General features: G+C 33.3%; 16 protein-coding genes. 4 read left to right on the top strand and 12 right to left on the bottom strand.

The features are described 5' to 3' along the window. The first annotated feature begins 6 nt into the window (after positions 1–6). Positions 7–1,632 carry a DUF1501 domain-containing protein gene (locus tag E1J38_RS06460; protein ID WP_133355236.1) on the top strand — a complete coding sequence of 542 codons (1,626 nt, stop codon included), beginning with the start codon at positions 7–9 and terminating at the stop codon, positions 1,630–1,632. 16 nt (positions 1,633–1,648) lie between these two features. Here the strand turns inward: E1J38_RS06460 and E1J38_RS06455 are convergent, their stop codons facing one another. From E1J38_RS06455 to E1J38_RS06445, 3 genes are read right to left on the bottom strand one after another with little or no spacing between them, the layout of a single operon-like run. Then, entirely contained in the window at positions 1,649–3,145 is a 1,497-nt protein-coding gene (locus E1J38_RS06455) for a CCDC174 family protein (protein WP_133355235.1), read from the bottom strand. Between the two features lie 12 nt (positions 3,146–3,157). Then, a complete protein-coding gene (locus E1J38_RS06450) occupies positions 3,158–3,742 on the bottom strand; it encodes a hypothetical protein (protein WP_133355233.1) in 585 nt (194 codons plus the stop codon). Then, positions 3,726–4,277, bottom strand: coding sequence for an RNA polymerase sigma factor (locus E1J38_RS06445; protein ID WP_133355231.1), 552 nt, complete (start codon positions 4,275–4,277; stop codon positions 3,726–3,728). Before E1J38_RS06445 ends, E1J38_RS06450 begins: the two co-directional genes overlap by 17 nt. Positions 4,278–4,447: 170 nt before the next feature. On the opposite strand from E1J38_RS06445, the gene E1J38_RS06440 reads away from it, so the two are divergent. Next, positions 4,448–5,005 carry a DUF2911 domain-containing protein gene (locus E1J38_RS06440; protein WP_133355229.1) on the top strand — a complete coding sequence of 186 codons (558 nt, stop codon included), beginning with the start codon at positions 4,448–4,450 and terminating at the stop codon, positions 5,003–5,005. A 38-nt stretch (positions 5,006–5,043) separates the two neighbouring features. Further along, entirely contained in the window at positions 5,044–6,114 is a 1,071-nt protein-coding gene (gene meaB, locus E1J38_RS06435) for a methylmalonyl Co-A mutase-associated GTPase MeaB (protein WP_133355227.1), read from the top strand. Between the two features lie 41 nt (positions 6,115–6,155). Here the strand turns inward: meaB and E1J38_RS06430 are convergent, their stop codons facing one another. The 5 genes from E1J38_RS06430 to mnmA form a co-directional block, all read right to left on the bottom strand. After that, the gene (locus E1J38_RS06430) at positions 6,156–6,749 is read right to left on the bottom strand and encodes a phosphatase PAP2 family protein (RefSeq protein ID WP_133355225.1); all 594 of its coding nucleotides are present in this window, start codon (positions 6,747–6,749) and stop codon (positions 6,156–6,158) included. An 18-nt stretch (positions 6,750–6,767) separates the two neighbouring features. Continuing rightward, on the bottom strand, positions 6,768–6,995 hold the full coding sequence (locus E1J38_RS06425; protein WP_133355223.1) for a DUF8828 family protein: 228 nt from the start codon (positions 6,993–6,995) through the stop codon (positions 6,768–6,770). Positions 6,996–7,001: 6 nt separating this feature from the next. Further along, positions 7,002–8,378 carry an MATE family efflux transporter gene (locus E1J38_RS06420; RefSeq protein WP_133355221.1) on the bottom strand — a complete coding sequence of 459 codons (1,377 nt, stop codon included), beginning with the start codon at positions 8,376–8,378 and terminating at the stop codon, positions 7,002–7,004. A gap of 290 nt (positions 8,379–8,668) precedes the next feature. Then, on the bottom strand, positions 8,669–9,610 hold the full coding sequence (locus tag E1J38_RS06415; RefSeq protein WP_133355219.1) for an NAD(P)H-dependent flavin oxidoreductase: 942 nt from the start codon (positions 9,608–9,610) through the stop codon (positions 8,669–8,671). A gap of 8 nt (positions 9,611–9,618) precedes the next feature. Then, the gene (gene mnmA / locus E1J38_RS06410) at positions 9,619–10,806 is read right to left on the bottom strand and encodes a tRNA 2-thiouridine(34) synthase MnmA (protein ID WP_133355217.1); all 1,188 of its coding nucleotides are present in this window, start codon (positions 10,804–10,806) and stop codon (positions 9,619–9,621) included. Between the two features lie 183 nt (positions 10,807–10,989). Here mnmA and E1J38_RS06405 point away from each other — a divergent pair, with 183 nt between their 5' ends. Further along, entirely contained in the window at positions 10,990–12,375 is a 1,386-nt protein-coding gene (locus E1J38_RS06405; RefSeq protein ID WP_133355215.1) for a fasciclin domain-containing protein, read from the top strand. A 304-nt stretch (positions 12,376–12,679) separates the two neighbouring features. Here E1J38_RS06405 and E1J38_RS06400 read toward each other — a convergent pair whose 3' ends face one another. The 4 genes from E1J38_RS06400 to murA all read right to left on the bottom strand — a co-directional run bounded on the left by E1J38_RS06400 (position 12,680) and on the right by murA (position 18,604). After that, on the bottom strand, positions 12,680–13,366 hold the full coding sequence (locus tag E1J38_RS06400) for a toxin-antitoxin system YwqK family antitoxin (protein ID WP_133355213.1): 687 nt from the start codon (positions 13,364–13,366) through the stop codon (positions 12,680–12,682). 189 nt (positions 13,367–13,555) lie between these two features. Continuing rightward, on the bottom strand, positions 13,556–15,457 hold the full coding sequence (gene yidC / locus E1J38_RS06395) for a membrane protein insertase YidC (protein WP_133355211.1): 1,902 nt from the start codon (positions 15,455–15,457) through the stop codon (positions 13,556–13,558). A 90-nt stretch (positions 15,458–15,547) separates the two neighbouring features. After that, positions 15,548–17,185, bottom strand: a complete 1,638-nt coding sequence (pyrG, locus tag E1J38_RS06390) for a CTP synthase (protein ID WP_133355209.1) — start codon at positions 17,183–17,185, stop codon at positions 15,548–15,550. A 105-nt stretch (positions 17,186–17,290) separates the two neighbouring features. Continuing rightward, positions 17,291–18,604 (bottom strand): UDP-N-acetylglucosamine 1-carboxyvinyltransferase, encoded by a 1,314-nt coding sequence (gene murA / locus E1J38_RS06385; RefSeq protein WP_133355207.1) that lies wholly within the window; start codon positions 18,602–18,604, stop codon positions 17,291–17,293. Between the last annotated feature and the right edge of the window lie 31 nt (positions 18,605–18,635).

The raw sequence follows: 18,635 nt of genomic DNA, 5'->3' as shown, positions 1-18,635 counted from the left end.
CCAATCATGAAAAGAAGAAACTTCATAAAACTATCAGCAACCGCTTCAGTTATTGGGCTTACACCATTTCAAATTCAAGCTGCTTTAAAAACGTTTTTTCCATTTAATTGCCCAGACATATCTGGAAGAAAACTGGTTTTAGTGAATCTTGCTGGAGCAAACGATGGCTTAAACAGTATAGTTCCTTTAAATCAATACGATATTTATAGCAATTTAAGACCAACCATTAAAGTACCCGAAAGTGGATATAATAAATACATTACTCTAGATAGCACACTACCAGAAAACCAACAAGTTGGTTTGAACCCTGCATTAGCTAGCTTTAAACCACTTTATGATAAGGGTATTTTGAGAATCGTACAAGGCGTAGGGTACCCGTCACAGAATAAAAGTCATTTTAAATCAACCGATTTATATTTTACCGGAAATGACGGAAACAGCATGCTAAACGGTGTTGATACTGGTTGGATAGGAAGATTTATGGAACAATATTATTCTGATCTAATAGTGGAGCAATTCCCGTTGGCAATCGAAATTGGTTCCAACCAAACCTCTTTAGGTTTTCATGCCGAAGAAGCTCATGGGTTATCACTTAATATTACAGGTCAAGACCCATCTGGTTTTTATAATGTTATAAACGGTTTAGGTGGTGAGGCTCCAACAAACATTCCAGATTCTGATTACGGTAAACAATTAGAATTTATTAATAATACTGATAGTCTAACAAATACGTATGCAGCATCAATATCTAACGCCTTTAATAAAGGTAAAAATGATATTACTTACCCCGACACGGATTTGGCAGATCAATTGAAAACCGTTGCTCGCCTAATTAGCGGTGATTTAGGGTCAAAAATTTACATGGTAAGAATTAGTGGCTTCGACACGCACAATGCTCAGGTACAAGCATCTGGAGACATTTTAGGAAGACACCATGCCTTATTATCTGAACTCTCTGAAAGTATAGAAGCTTTCACTGCTGATTTGGAAAGCCAAAATCTATCTGAAGATGTTGTTGGTGTTACGTTCTCTGAATTTGGAAGAAAAGCAGCAGAAAATGGAAACCTAGGAACCGACCATGGTGAAATTGCACCAATGTTTATATTTGGAAAACCTGTTTCTGGAGGCATGACAGGTAGTAATCCTAATTTATCCGAAGCTGTTGAAGATAACAATTGGCAAATTAAAACGGTTCAATACGATTACAGACAGACTTTCGCTACATTACTACAAGATTTCCTTGGTGCAGATAATGCTATCATTGATAATACCTTCTTCAACCATTCGTTAAACGATAGCTTCACAAATTTAAAAATTGAAGATATTTTAAGAGCAGAGTATGATATTTCCAAAAACTGTCAATCTAGTATCGGTGAACCTGATTCTGATAATAAAAACTGGTTGTTATACCCCAATCCAGTTAAAGACATTATAAACATGTCTAGCATTAATCTAGTTGAATCTGTAAACTTTAGAATTTACAATGCATCTGGAATTCCTTTAATTGATGTAACACGTGAAGTAAAAGACGGAGTAGCGTCTACTAATGTATCTCATTTTAGTAGTGGGGTGTACTTTTTTGAAGTAGTAACTGGCTCTAAAAAAGAGATTCATAAAGTGGTTAAAATATAGATTTGAGATAGTAAATTTATTCTATAACAACACTACTGTATTTTGCATTCACCACAATACTTTTTCCACTACTTAAATCTCCTGTTGAAAACGTATTTACATTATCAGATTCCTTTTTTGGATGACTAAATCTAGAGCGATTTCCCTTGTACTGTAAATTATAGTTCACTTTAGGTTGGGCAATGACAGCATCACAATTTTGAAGTATAACATTTAGGTTAGTAAAGGCCTCATCTATTTTTAAAATTTTAATATCGCCAATCTTACTATCAATAACGGCATTTCCTAGAAAATTGTCTATTAAAATATTTGAAGAATTAGAGTTTAAAACTATATGCTTCACATTATTTAGTTCTACTTGCTTAACATATTTCAAATTTAATTCACCTAAATTCCAATTAGTTACATAAACAGGAGAGTAAGAAGCATTAATGGAGGTAGATCCTCCATTAATGCTATTTGCTGTTAATTTAGAATAAGCCAAATTTGCCTTTAAATCATCAACATTTGAGGCTAACTCAACCTCACCATGCTTAACATTAACTTTTAGCTTAGCTTTTTTGGGCATTTTTATTTTAATGGTCTTATTAACTTTAAAATTAGTCTCTTTAGTTACCAATCTTTCAATTAAAACCTTTCTTTCTTTTGTCAATTTTTCTTGTGCTACTTTCCTTTTTTCTATAGCTTTTTCTCGTTCCTTCAGTGCTTTTTCTCTAGCTTTTTGGCGCTCTTCTTGATTCAAAGCTTGTTGTTCTATTTTTTTAGAAAAACGCTCTCCCCATGCTTCCATTTTCTCTTCAAATGCTTCGCTATCAAAATTCTCTTCAAATTTTTCTGCCCATGCTTCCATTTGTTTACCAAACTTCTCACTCCACTCTTTTCCAAATTTTTCTCCCCATGCTTCCATTCTTTTGGCATAATCATCGCCATAAGTAGATTCAAATTGTTTGGTATACTCATTTAAATACTTTTCCCCATCTTTTTTATAGGCTTCATAATCAAAGTGAAAACTCTTTGTGTTTTCTGGTAATGGCGGTAATTCTGGTAACGGAGGTAATTCTGGCATTTCAGGAAGTTCAGGAATATCTAACTGAAAACTAAAATCCATTTCAGGTATTTCTGCTAATTCATATTTTAACTCTCTTAATACAGCATTAACAGCGTCGTCATCGGTCGAGGTTGAATATGCCCACACTTTTGGGGTGTGAGCACTGCTTCTTGTGCTTATAGTTACTTGGCTACTAGTGGCATCAATATCTAAAAGCCAATTTTTTAATGCTTGATTAAGTTCCTCCTCACTTAATTCCTCACCTTCAATATAAGCTTCAACTTCAACTACATCTTTATTCCAAGTATCAAATATAATATTGCAATAGCTTGTATTTAAGTCTATAGTTACATCTTTATCAACCTTTATAGATTGTGATACTTTAGTTTGTTTTTGAGCTGCTAAATTACCTGCTATAAAAAAGGTAATTACTAATAATTTTAATTTTATTGATAATCTGTTCATTTTTTGATTTTTTTAAATTGATTGTTCCACGGCTTCAGTTCCCGCCTCGGAAGGGGTTAATTCTTTTAGTTGTGATTTTAACCTGTATAACAAGTTTAAGCGCAACTTTAAATTATCAATTAAGGCATTAACAGTTAACTCACTTGGTCCTGATTTAGTTAACTCTAAAGACAATCTTTTATACTCCTTATCCAGTTCTCCTAATTGCTCTATGTAGCCATCAAAAAGGTCTTTTGTTTCTGGTGTATACTTAATTTTAGATAGCTCTAAATTAATACTTGCTAAATAGTAACCCTCAACCTTTTTTAAACCTGGAGATATATCACCTAAAGATTTTGTTTCTACAGGGTCATTAACAACAATATTGGTTGGACTATCTGTTTTAACATCTGGAGAAAACAATTTATAACCACCAAAGCTTAAACCAATTAATAATGTAATAGTAGCAGCTATTTGAATCCAACCAAAATTAGATTTTGATGATTTCTCTGGAAACGCTTTATCTAATTTTTTTATAAAGCGTTGCTCGTGATTTGCAGGCATCTTTTCAGGTGATACTTTATCATCTTTAAAAAAGTCTCTAATATCTTGTGCCATGACTTTTAAGTGTTAACAATTCTTGTAATTTTACTTTACCCCTTGATAATTGTGTTCTTGATGCTACTTCCGAAATATTTAAAATTTCCGATATTTCCTGATGGTCATACCCTTCTATCAAATACAGCATCACTACGTACTGGTATTTATCGGGTAACTTTTCAATAGCAATTTTAACATCATTCAATGTTATAGCATCATCTACTAACCATTTGTCGTCTTTTGGAGTATCAACAACTTTTAAGTGCACTTCATCTAACTCTACAAGCTGTTGCTTTTTAGACTTTAAAAAATCAATACTCTTATTTACAACAATACGTTTTAACCAAGCTCCAAAAGTAACTTCAGCCTTATACTGATGTAGTTTTGAAAACGCCTTAATAAAAGATTCTTGCACTACATCTTCGGCGTCATTAGCATCTCTCAAAAAACGTTTAGCAACAATATACATACCATCGCAGTACTGGTTGTATAACTGCAATTGTGCCTTTCTGTTGTTTTGTTTACATTGTTCAATAATGTCAACCTGAAACATACTAAATCTACTTTTGGTCTAAGTTAGTTCATTTAAAAGACGATGAAAAAATTGAAGTGTGGCAAAAAAAATATTTTTTTTAAAGAAATAACAAAATCAAGCAATTATGCGTTTGCAAATTAGAAAATGTTAGTTTTTAAAGTATCTTTATATCGAAAAAATCGCTCAATATGAACACCTTCTTAAAACGTTTATTAATCCTACTTTCAATTGTTGCTTTAGGGCTACTTTTATATTCTGTTTTTGTTGAAAATATTTTTGAAAAACGCTTAAGTCCTAAAGATACAGTAAAATTTGAATTGAATGATTTAAGGCTAAAAGTATTCTATAACAGACCCTATAAAAAAGAACGGGAAATCTTTGGAGCCTTAGTACCATTTAATAAAGTGTGGCGTACTGGTGCAAATGAAGCCACCACCTTTCAAACCAATCAAAAATTAGATATTAATGGTATGATTTTACCTGTTGGAAAATATACGCTATGGACGGTTCCAAAAGATTCTACTTGGACAGTAATGTTTAACTCTAAACAATACGAGTGGGGTGTAGACTCTGAAATGAATCCTTTGTGGGATCCTAATTATGACGTAATAAATGTTGAAGTTCCGGTTGAAAAATTACAAACTACGGTTGAGCAATTCACCATTGCTTTTGACAACTCTACAGATAAGTTGTTTTTAACCATGGCTTGGGATGACACCAAAGTTGCGGTTCCTCTTAAAAATTAGGTTTTTTTATTGCGTATCTTAGTATAAACCTTTTAGCATTGGATAAACCAAAAAAATCAGCTCTAATTCAAAAAGATGGGGTTTCTATTTCTGAAATTACTAATAAAAATTCTATTGAAAATTTAAAGAACAAACGTAAAAGTGAAATGGACCCCAATGAATTGGTTGATTCCATTCTAAACAAAGATATTACTGCTCTAAGTAGGGCTATTACTTTAATTGAAAGCAAAAATCCAAAGCATTTAAAAGCGGCTAACACCATATTAAAGGGTTGTTTACCACATGCTAATAAATCGGTCAGAATTGGAATAACAGGCATTCCTGGAGTTGGAAAAAGCTCCTTTATTGAAACCTTTGGAAACCATTTAACCAAGCTAGGAAAACGTGTGGCTGTATTGGCTATAGACCCTAGTAGTTCTGTCTCCAGAGGAAGTATTTTGGGAGATAAAACCCGAATGGAAGATTTAGTGAAAAATGATAATGCTTATATCCGTCCTTCTGCTTCTGGCGACTCTTTGGGTGGTGTAGCCAGAAAAACGAGAGAGACCATAACCCTTTGTGAGGCTGCTGGCTTTAATATTATTATTATTGAAACGGTTGGTGTTGGTCAAAGTGAAACTACAGTGCACAGTATGGTAGATTTCTTTTTGTTATTAAAACTTGCTGGTGCTGGTGATGAACTTCAAGGTATTAAACGTGGTATTATTGAAATGGCTGATTTGATAGCTATTAATAAAGCCGATGGTGATAACTTAAAAGCTGCCAAACTTGCTAAAACCGAATTCACTAGAGCGCTTCACCTCTACCCAAAAAAATCATCTAATTGGAATCCAAAAGTAACTGTTTGTAGTGCTACAGAAAATACGGGTATAGACAAAATATGGAGCATGGTTTTAGATTATGTTGAGATTACAACTAAAAATGCCTATTTTATAAAGAAGCGAAATGAACAAAATAAATACTGGCTTTTACAAACCATTGAAACACAATTAAAATTTTATTTCTTTAATCAGCCAAAAATAAAAAAGGAATTAAAAAATCAGTTACAACTTATTGAGAATAATAAAACAACACCTTTTGCTGCTGCTGATTATTTATTGAACTTGTAAACAGAATTAATGTAGCTTAGGTATTATTAAACACTATGGTTTCAAGTATTAAGTGACATTTCATTTAAGGTAATATTAAATTTTTTCAAAAGCACTTTAGATAATTTATAAAACATAAATCCTGAAATAGCTCCAAACGTTAATCCACAAACAATATCGGTGGGGTAATGAACACCTACATAAATCCTACTATAGGCTACTATAGCACTCCATAATAATAGAATGAAAACAGCATTTTTATAGAATGGTTTAAGTAATAAACCCGCAAAAATAGCTGCTGCCATAGAGTTTGATGAATGCCCTGAAAAAAAGCCATACTTACCACAACGTACTGCAATAAAACGCATTTGCTCAATTAAATTTGCTTCTCTACAAGGTCTAGGTCTTTCAAACCCACGTTTGAAAACGTTTGTTATTTGGTCTGTAAACGTAATCATTAAGGCCACTACAATTATAAAAACTATCAAAGCTTTCCATCCATACTTTTTGTATAATAAAAACAACAACAAAGCGTAAAGCGGAATAAACGTTAGCTTGTCTGTTATGAGCAACCATAACCAATCCCAAGTATTATTTCCTAGATTATTTAAATATAAAAACAGCTCAGTGTCATATTTTAGAATCTTTTCTATCATATATAAAAAGTCAAAATACTAATCGTCATACTTTTCAATTTCGGCATCATAAAATGCGGTGGCAAGCCTAATAGCATTTTCCGTCTCAGTTTCAAGTTCTTTTTGATCTTCGGCGTTAAACTCTTCAAACCATTCAACTTCATCATTTTCAAGATTAATAATAAATCTTGGAAACTCTGTATGTATTACATAAATAGCATTAGGATAGTCTGTGTTATCTCCTAATATAAATTTTGGCAAGGACATATTTCTTTATTGTTTAGTCAAAATTAACTTTTTCGTTAAATAATTAAATCGAATATACAATAAAATTGCGGCTGTAGATAAACCTGCTAATAAACCTAGCCAAATACCCAAACTACCATAAACATGAGCTTTTCCTAAAAACCAACTTATTGGGAAACCTACCAACCAATAAGATATAAATGTGATTAATGTTGGAATTTTAACGTCTTGCAACCCCCTCAATGCTCCTAAAACTATAACTTGAATACTATCACTTATTTGAAAAACAGCAGCTACTAATAATAATTTTGAAGCTATAACCAATACTTCAGTATTATCTACAAAGTTTTTAGCATCATCAAAATCAACGTATAGTTTAGGTAGGTAATTATGGAATGTGTAGAATATTAGTGCAAACCCAATGGCAAATAATATCCCCATTAAAAATAGAGAGAAAGCTATCCTACGCAGCTCAAAATAATTTTGCAATCCTTTTTGATTACCTATCCTTATCATGGATGCCACACTTAATCCCATAGCTACCATAAAGGTCATTGACGATAAGTTTAGAGCTATTTGGTTTGCCGCTTGCGGATTTTTACCAAGCAAACCACTTAACCATATAGCTGCCGTAAATATAGCCACTTCAAAAAGCATTTGCATAGCACTAGGGGTACCTAAATTCAAGATTTTTTTAAGCATCAATTTTTCCAATTTAAAATACTTAATATCTATAATATAATTTTTAGATTTTTTATTCTTTCTTAACAAATACCACAAATAACCAACCATAACAAACCTTGACAAGAGAGTGCCATAAGCAGCACCTACTATCCCTAATACAGGAAAACCAAGTTTTCCAAAGATTAAAACATAGTTTAAAATGATATTGATAACGTTTGCTAATAATGTAGCGTACATAGGATATTTAGTCATAGACAAGCCATCGCTAAATTGCTTAAACCCCTGAAAAACAACCAATGGAATTAATGAAAATGCTACTAAATCTAGATATGGTATAGCTAATTCAACCACTTCTGGTGGTTGTTTCATAAAAAACATTAAAGGCTTTGCAAAAAATACCAATATAAAAAGTAAAACACCTAAAACAGTGCATAAAAAAAGGCCATGCTTAAAAGATGACTTTCCTTTAACAAAATCATCCTCAGCATCTGCCTCTGCAATTAAGGGGGTTATGGCTGTAGAAAAACCAATACCAAGAGACATAGCAATAAACATAAAACTATTACCTAACGATACTGCTGCTAATTCTGCTGTTCCCAATTGGCCCACCATGATATTATCTACAAAACTCACAAAAGTATGCCCTAGCATTCCCAACATTACTGGCGCCGCCAATTGCCAGTTATATTTAAACTCTTTGGTGTAGTGTTTTAAATACATGTTTCAAAATTAAACTTTCGCTTTTGCTTTAACAATTTTAGAAAAATTAGTTTGATTGTATATTATTAACCAATGTTAATAACTTGATATAATATTCAGGTTTATAAGCAGTTATTTTTTATACTTTTAAGAGCTATTTAAATTTGAAAAAAATCGTAGTTAATACGATCTATAGAAACATTTAGCTTTTATTTTATAGGGATTAAAAATTTCGGCTTAAACGTTTCGATATTAAAAAGAAGGACAATTATTATCCTTCTTTTTTCTTTTTTATGATTGAATTTTTGAATTTACAAATTTGAAACTTCCTTTTTGGCAATTTCAAATTCATGAATTAAATCTTTTACTATTTGACTTACTGGTTTGATACTATGAATAAGTCCTGAAATTTGACCTATTTCAAGTTCGCCATTATCTAAATCGCCTTCAAACATACCCTTTTTCGCTCGTGCTCTTCCCAATAATGCTTTTAACTCCTCAAGCGTTGGTCCCTTTTTATATAGTTCTTGAACTTCTTTATAAAACTTATTTTTAATTAAACGAACGGGTGCCAACTCTTTCAAGGTTAACTGAGTATCACCCTCTTTAGCATCAACAACTGCTTGTTTAAACGCTTGGTGTGCCGAACTTTCTTCACTGGCCACAAACCTGCTTCCTATTTGAACTCCATCTGCTCCTAAAACCATTACTGCTAACATGCCTCTACCTGTTGCTATACCGCCAGCAGCAATTAAAGGAATTTTGATTTGTTCTCTTACCATAGGTATTAAACTCAATGTTGTAGTTTCATCACGCCCATTATGCCCACCGGCTTCAAAACCCTCAACCACAATAGCATCTGCGCCTGCTTCTTGAGCTTTTAAAGCAAATTTAACACTACTAACTACGTGAACTACAGTAATATTTCTTTTCTGCAACCAAGCAGTCCAAGTTTTTGGGTTTCCCGCAGATGTAAATACAATTTTCACATCTTCTTCTACTATGATATCCATGACTTCTTGAATATTAGGATATAACATAGGAACGTTTACCCCAAAAGGTTTAATTGTTGCCTGCTTGCACTTTTGAATATGCTCCCGCAGTACCTCGGGGTACATGGAACCTGCTCCTATTAGCCCTAAAATTCCTGAATTACTGGCTGCGGATGCTAATCGCCAACCACTGTTCCAAACCATTCCCGCTTGAACGATTGGATATTGAATATTAAAAAGATTTGTGATTTTATTTGGCATACCGAAAGTTAAGAAATAACTCCCGAACCTAAAAGCTCATCATTTTTATACCAAGCTACAAACTGACCTTCTGTAATAGCAGATTGGCATGCTTCAAATTCTACATATAATCCAGAATCTATCTTGTGTAAGGTTGCTTTTTGTAGAGGTTGCCTATATCTAATTCTGGCCTCAACTTGCATTGTCACATCAACATCTAAAACTAAATCCTCTCGAATCCAATGTAATTCATCATTGCCAACAAATAAGGCTTTTTTTAATAATCCAGGATGCTCTTTGCCTTGCCCTGTGTAAATTACATTTTCTTCTACATCAGTATCAATAACAAACAATGGCTCTGGGGTTCCACCTACAGCAAGTCCTTTTCGTTGGCCTTTTGTAAAAAAATGAGCTCCTTGATGTTTACCAACCACTTTACCATCATCTATTTTGTAATTAACTTTTCGTGATAAAAACTTTAATTTATCTATTTCTGAAGTGAACTTTGGTTGTTTCTGATTAAATATCTTTAAATCGTTTGGAATTTCAACGATAAGACCCTCTTTGGGTTTTAATTGTTGTTGTAAGAATTCTGGCAACCTTACCTTACCAATAAAACAAAGTCCTTGAGAATCTTTTTTATCAGCAGTAACCAAACCTATATCATTGGCAATATCCCTAACTTCAGGTTTCGTTAATTCTCCTATTGGAAATAAGGCTTTTGAGAGTTGCTCTTGAGATAACTGACATAAAAAATAAGATTGGTCTTTATTGTTATCAACTCCTGCCAAAAGTTGATATGTTACTTTTCCACTGTTTTCAATGATACCTTTTCTGCAATAATGCCCCGTTGCTACATAATCTGCTCCTAGCTCTAAAGCAATTTTCAAAAAGACATCAAATTTAATCTCTCTGTTACATAAAACGTCTGGGTTGGGAGTTCTTCCTTTTTCATATTCATTAAACATATAGTCTACAATACGCTCTTTGTATTGTTTACTCAAATCTACCGTTTGAAAAGGAATTCCTAATTTTTCAGCAACCAACATAGCATCATTACTATCATCTAACCAAGGACATTCATTGGAAATAGTGACGGAATCATCATGCCAGTTTTTCATAAACAAGCCAATAACATCATAGCCTTGCTTTTTTAACAAATAAGCCGCAACACTAGAGTCTACACCACCTGAAAGTCCAACAATAACGCGTTTCATCTTTCTAAAATTAGAGTGCAAAGATACATATTATTTACAGCATAAATAGTAATAAGAATGCAATGTACAAATCGACAAAAAACATATTGTTTAACTTTTTTAAATTTTTTTTGAACAAAATTTGTTTATTTGTTTAACTTTTTAATATATTTGCTAAACAAAAATTATTAAAATAAAATTATTATGAAAACATTAACAGCCACAAAAAAATTGATAATGCTATTTATAGCATCTTTTTTTGTATTATCGTGCAGTGACGATGATGCTCCTGCCCCATTCGTACCAGTAAACAGTATTGTTGAAATTGTTCAGTCTTCTCAATTAACAGACTTATTTACTGCACTATCGAAATACCCAGACTTAGTGAATACTCTAAGTGGAAATGGAACTTTTACAGTTTTTGCTCCTACAAACCAAGCCTTTGATGCATTATTAGCAGCATTAGGGCAAGACAGCATTGATGACATACCAGAAGATGTGTTAAGAAACGTACTGGAATACCATGTTTTTGCTTCTGGAACAGTGACATCAAACCTAGTTAGTCCAGGTGATATACAGATGGCAAATGGAGAAACTGCAACAATTACTTCGGAAACCAACGGATTGTTTATAGCAGGTGCACAAATCATTGAAGTTGACGCGTTAGCCACTAATGGAGTTATACACGTTGTAAGTGATGTTATGGTACCACCATCTATAATGCCTATAGTAGGGACTATAGTTGCTCCGGCTTATTTCAACAAAGATTTCACAACTTTAATAGCTGCTGTACAAGCTGCAGACCCAAGTATATTAGATCTTCTTTTGAGTAATGGTACTAATGATGGCGGCTTAACACTGTTTGCTCCAACTAACGATGCTTTTACAGCTGCAGGTATTACAGATTTAGCGACCGTAGTAGATATTGTTGAAGATGTTCTAGCTTACCATGTTATTGATGGAACAATTATGAAAGATATGTTACCTACTTCAGGTATCAATGCTTTTGAAGTTGGAACTCTAGGTGGTAATGTATACCTTACAAATGCAGGAGGCTCTGTATCTTTAAACGGTACAACAACTGTTGTAGCCACAGATATAATAGGCTCTAATGGTGTTGTACACGTTATTGATAGAACGTTAATTCCTCCTACACAAACTATTGCAGAGATTGTTTCAAGCTCATCTAATTTTACATTATTAACAGCAGCTTTATTAAAAGCTAATTTAGTAGGCGCTTTTGATGAAGCCACAGATGGTCCATACACAGTATTTGCTCCTACAGATGCAGCCTTCATAGACGCAGGTTTTGCAGATGTTGATGCAATTAATGCTGCACCTGTTGAAACACTTGCTGCCATTCTAACACATCATGTTGTGGAACCCAATGTTTATGTCTTCTCAACTGATTTAACACAAGATGCTGTTGTTCCTATGTTAAATAATCAAAACACAACAATAGATTTGGCAAATTTAGCTGTCATTGATGCCTCTGGCAATAGTGCAGGCTTAAATGCTGGCTCATTAAACATACATGCAACCAATGGTGTAGTACATGTTTTAGATAAAGTATTACTACCATCTTCTTAAAAACAATAATATTAAAAATAAAAACAGTAAAATAATTAAAGGTAGAGATACAACAGCAAATATCATGGGTGGTACAACCTTAATTGATGCTAACAACAGAGTAAGCAACATAATTGCTGTTGATGTTCAAGCTTAGAATGGTGTTACACACGCAATCAATAAGGTTGTTTTACCACCTCTACCTATAAAAAAATTGATTTGTTAGTTTGATTTGTTGGTTGGTTACTTCGTAGACAATAAATTGTTAATAGCAATCTATCTCTCTCAAATTAGAATTGTCTATGAAAAAGTGGGCTCCCTTTAATTAGGGAGCTTTCTTTTTATGACTAAAGTCTTTTTCTTCTGTTACACCATTTTCATAATACTTCCAAATACCGTGTTTTTTGCCATGCTTGTAGCGCCCTTCAGCAATCAACTCTCCTTTAGGACTATAGTATTTAGAAACACCATGTAATTCTCCATTTTCATAAATGAAATGTTTTAGAATAACATTTTTAAGAGAATACCATTTAGCTTCACCTTCAAGTTTACCAAATTGATAATTAGAGGACTCTGCTATTTGCCCATTGTCATAAAAAACAAATCGTTTTCCGTGTAAATTCCCATTCACATCATAATGTTCAACGGTCATTAATTTATCTGAATCATCGTGATAGTATTCCCATTTGCCAATAAACTTCTTTCCATTCATTTTGCCCTCACTAATAATCTTTCCTTTTGAACTAAAAAAAGTAACCTTTGCTGTATTATCATTTTCATTAAAAACCTTCGATGCTGTTAATACCGCTTTCCCTTTTATATTTTTATAAAATTTAAAAATTCCAACTTCTTTACCATGGTGAAATTGTCCTTGATAACGTAAGACTTTAGTTCCCTCAAAATTCTTTTTCCAAATACCATGGCGCTTTCCATTTGCATCAAACTGATTTATAGTTTGCGCACCTATTGAAAGCGACATCAATAACATTGCAATTATATGTAATGGTTTCATAATTATATTTAAAGGATTAATATTAAGTTTCTATTTGACTAATTACAAACGAAAAAATAATAGGTTAAATTATGCGTAACAAAAAAACTGCCAAGTTAAGTGAACAGTTAACGCTCACAGTTGGCAGCTTTACATTTTAAGAAGTGAGAACAAAAACCAATCCCATCATCAATCGAGACAGGTTACAAACTATCTTTTTCTTTTTTGTTGTGATTGTTTTTGCTTTTCAGCTTGTTCCATCATTTCTTTCATTCTGGCTTGAAATTTACTTTGTTTTCTTGGTTTCTTTTTACTTTCCTGAATTTGAGCATGAATCTTATCTTCATCAAGAATATAATTTTTAATTACCAAAATAATCCCAATACTAATTAAGTTTGAAATAAAATAATACAAACTCAAACCAGACGCATAATTATTAAAGAAAAACAACATCATTATGGGTGAGAAATACATCATGTATTTCATCATTTTACCCATATCTGGCATTCCTTCTTGTTGGGGCGCTGTTTGCATGTTTTGTCCGGTTGTCAATCGCATATAAAAGAAAATAGCGATGGATGCCAAAATTGGGAATAAGCTAACATGATTACCATAAAAAGGAATACTCCAACCACTTGGGAAGTGATATATTGAATCATAAGATGATAAATCTTCCGCCCACAAGAAACTTTTTTGTCTTAAATCAAACGCCGACGGAAAAAATTGGAATAAGGCATAAAATACTGGCAACTGAATTAATGCGGGCAAACAACCAGACAAAGGACTTGCTCCTGCTTTAGTTTGTAACGCCATAGTTTCTTGTTGCGCCTTCATTTTATTGTCTTTGTACTTCTCACGTATAGCATCTAACTCTGGTTTTAGAATTTTCATTTTAGCCTGAGACAAGAATTGTTTGTATTGTACAAATGACAAACATATTTTTACCAAAATAGTCATAACTACAATAGCAATACCATAAGGCATTAAACCTCCTAGAAAGCTAAACAAAGGCATAAAAAGATATCGGTTTATCCAACCAAAAATACCCCAACCCAACGGTACCATTTCATCTAGATTACGATTATAGGCATTTAGAGTTCTAAACTCACTTGGTCCGTAATACCAATTCATGTTATAATTAAGTTCTCCTCCTTTTAACTCTAAAGGTATTTTTGAGCTAAATAGTTTGGTATATACAGTATCTATGGCTTCATCTTCAACCAAATTTTTAGAAGCAATTCGAGACGTTTTAAAAGCCGTATCTGTTAATAATATAGAGGAGAAAAAATGTTGCTTATACCCTATCCAAGTTACATCGGATAGAGTTTCATCTGCATCACGCATTCCTGTATAATCATCTTTTCCGCCTTCATATTCGTAATGAATATCGGTATATCTATTTTCATAAGAAATACTCTTTGCATGACGGTATCCTTTAAGATTCCAATCTAAATTAATTTGCTGTGAACTATTGAACACATCTCCTAAGCCTTGTGAACGAATGGTGAAATCCATCATATAATCACCATCTTTCAAATCATATCGGTATTCTAAATATTTACTCTCTGAAACCTTTAGCTTCATAGATACTATTGTACTACCGTTATTTTTAGTGATAGTAGGCTCAAAATATAAATCCTGAGTATTTAAAATTCTACTATCGGTTGTTCCAAAATTAATATTAAATGAAGCGTTGTTATCTTTTATTAAATAAATAGGCTCTTCTTTATAATCTACAAATTCCTTCAACCTTACTTCTGAAAGATACCCGCCTTTATTGTTAAACTTAAGTGCTAAAAGGTTGCTTTCAACAAGGGTTTCTTCATCAGATCCTTTTAATGCAGAATAAGCAAATGCCCCTAGTTTGTTTTGTAAAGCAATATGTTGCAGTGAATCAACATTAGTTCCAATACTATAATCTGTAGCCGAAGTGATTTTGGTTTGTTCTTGCTCTTTAGCATTTTGTTCTGAAGCTATCTGCTCTTGTTTTTCCTTTTCCTGTGCTTCTAACTCTTCAGGTGTTGGCTGATTTTGCCAAAGCATATAAGCCAAAATTCCGAAAATAAGCACGAAGCCTATTATCGAATTAATATCTAACTTTTTTTCTTCCATATTTCAGTTGGTGTCATTCTTAGCGTAAACTCAATATGACAAATCTTATTTGTTACAAAGTTTTATTATTAATCAAAAAACTGTCCAATTCTAGTTTTGTGCCATACTGACACCCTTTTGTTTACTTTTATATTTAAGTGCTGCTGCTACAAAAGCCACAAATAGAGGATGCGGATTTGCTACAGTACTCTTGTATTCTGGGTGATACTGAACACCAACAAACCATGGGTGTTCTGGTATTTCAATAATTTCTACCAAACCTGTATCAGGATTTAATCCTGTGGCAATCATACCTGCAGCTTCCATTTGAGCTTTGTAATTACCATTAAATTCATAACGATGTCTGTGGCGCTCTTTAATGGTTTCAGTCTTGTAAATGTCTCTTACTAAACTACCCAATTTCAAATCACAAGCCCAAGCTCCTAAACGCATGGTACCTCCTTTATCGGTAATCGATTTTTGTTCTTCCATCAAATCAATAACCGCATTTTTAGTTTCAGAATTCATTTCGGTAGAATCTGCATCTTTGATTCCTAAAACATTTCTGGCAAATTCAATAACTGCCATTTGCATACCTAAACAAATACCTAAAAAAGGAATATTGTTTTCACGAACAAACTTAACAGCATCTATTTTTCCTTCAATACCTCGTTCACCAAAACCTGGCGCAACCAAAACACCATCTAAATGAGCCAACTTAACTTCAATATTATCGCTATTTAAATATTCTGAATGAATAGATTCTATGTTTACTCTTACCTCATTAGCTGCTCCTGCATGAATAAATGCTTCTAAAATAGATTTATAAGAATCTTGTAATTCTACATATTTACCAATAAGGCCAATGCTAACCTCTGTTTTAGGGTTTTTATGACGTTTTAAAAATTCATTCCACTTAGTGACATCTGGTTCTGTGCTTTTTAAGTTTAGTTTCTTTAAAACTACTTTATCAAGTCCTTCTTTCAACATTAAATTTGGAACATCATAAATAGTAGAGGCATCTATAGACTCAATAACAGCTTCCTGAGTTACGTTACAGAACAATGCCAGTTTTCGTTTTAAATCTTGTGGTAAATGATGTTCTGTTCTACAAACTAATATATCAGCTTGAACACCACTTTCCATCAAGGTCTTTACACTATGCTGTGTTGGTTTGGTTTTAAGTTCACCTGCAGCTGACAGGTAAGGTACCAAAGTTAAATGCACAACTATACCATTGTTTTCTCCTAAATCCCAACGTAGTTGACGAACAGCTTCTATATATGGCAACGATTCAATATCACCTACTGTTCCTCCAATTTCTGTAATAACAATATCATATTCTCCTGAATTTCCTAATAATTGGATACGATCTTTGATTTCATCTGTAATATGAGGAACCACCTGAACCGTTTTTCCTAAAAATTTCCCTTTGCGTTCTTTTTTAATAACACTTTGGTAAATACGACCCGTGGTAACATTATTGGCTTGACTGGTAGGCGTGTTTAAAAAGCGTTCGTAATGACCTAAGTCTAAATCAGTTTCAGCACCATCTTCTGTAACATAACATTCACCATGTTCATAAGGGTTTAAAGTTCCAGGATCTACGTTAATATACGGGTCTAATTTTTGTATGGTAACACGGTATCCTTGAGACTGAAGCAATTTTGCAAGAGATGCTGCTATAATACCTTTTCCTAGAGAAGATGTAACCCCACCGGTTACGAAAATGTACTTTGTATTTGTCATGTTGCGCTTTTAAACGCAGGCAAATTTACAAAATTAAAATAGTTATTACCGAATAAGTTTTTAGTATTTTAGGGTAGTTTTCAACAAACACCAAACAAATAGAACTTACACATCAATCCGCTCAATATGAGCTCCTATGGCTCGTAAACGTTCATCAATATTTTCGTAACCACGGTCAATTTGCTCAATATTCATTATGGTTGATGTTCCCTTAGCCGATAATGCTGCTATAAGTAATGATACCCCAGCACGAATATCGGGCGATGTCATTGTTGTAGCTTTCAAAGTAGATTTAAAATCATGACCAATAACAGTAGCTCTGTGCGGATCACATAAAATAATTTTTGCTCCCATGTCAATAAGTTTATCTACGAAGAACAAACGGCTTTCAAACATTTTTTGATGAATTAAAACACTACCTCTCGCTTGAGTAGCTACTACCAATATAATACTCAATAAATCTGGTGTAAACCCAGGCCATGGTGCATCTGAAATGGTTAAAATAGAACCATCAATAAAATTTTGAATTTCGTATCCATTGGTATGAGCAGGAATATGAATATCGTCTCCTTGTTTTTCGACAGTGATACCCAATTTTCTAAACACATTAGGAATTAGACCTAAATCATCCCAAGATACATCCTTAATAGTCAATTCACTCTTAGTCATAGCTGCTAAACCAATCCAACTACCAATTTCTATCATATCAGGTAACATGGTATGCTCTGTACCTCCCAAGCTATCAACACCATCAATTATTAGCATATTAGACCCCACGCCACTAATTATGGCTCCCATTCTGTTTAGCATTTTACAAAGTTGCTGCAAATATGGTTCACAAGCCGCATTGTATATGGTTGTTTGGCCTTCTGCTAAAACAGCTGCCATGACTATATTGGCTGTTCCTGTAACAGAGGCTTCTTCCAAAAGCATATATGCGCCTTTGAGTTTGTTGGCTTCAACACCATAAAATTGATCTTCTTTACTATAACCAAATTTAGCTCCTAGTTTAATGAATCCTTCAAAATGTGTATCTAATCTTCGGCGCCCAATCTTATCACCTCCGGGCTTAGGAATATAACCTCTACCAAAACGCGCTAGTAACGGACCAACTATCATTATAGAGCCACGTAATCCTCTTCCGTCTACTTTAAATTCGTCCGATTCTAAGTATTCTAAATTTAGGTTGTCTGCTTGAAAGGAATAAGTACCCTGAGAAAGGCGCACTACCTTTACCCCTAGTTTTTTTAATAAACTTATTAGCTTATTAACATCAACAATATCGGGTATGTTATTTATGGTAATTTTTTCGGGGGTTAGTAAAACTGCACATAATATTTGTAACGCCTCGTTTTTAGCACCCTGTGGTTTTATACTTCCTTTTAGCTGATGACCACCTTCAATTTTAAATACTCCCATACTCTACTCAATTTCGAGGTTTAAACATTCG

Source organism: Seonamhaeicola sediminis (assembly GCF_004358095.2).
Classification (GTDB): Bacteria; Bacteroidota; Bacteroidia; order Flavobacteriales; family Flavobacteriaceae; genus Seonamhaeicola; species Seonamhaeicola sediminis.
The sequence above is the reverse complement of the archived record's forward strand: the minus strand, read 5'-3'. Positions and strand labels throughout refer to the sequence as shown.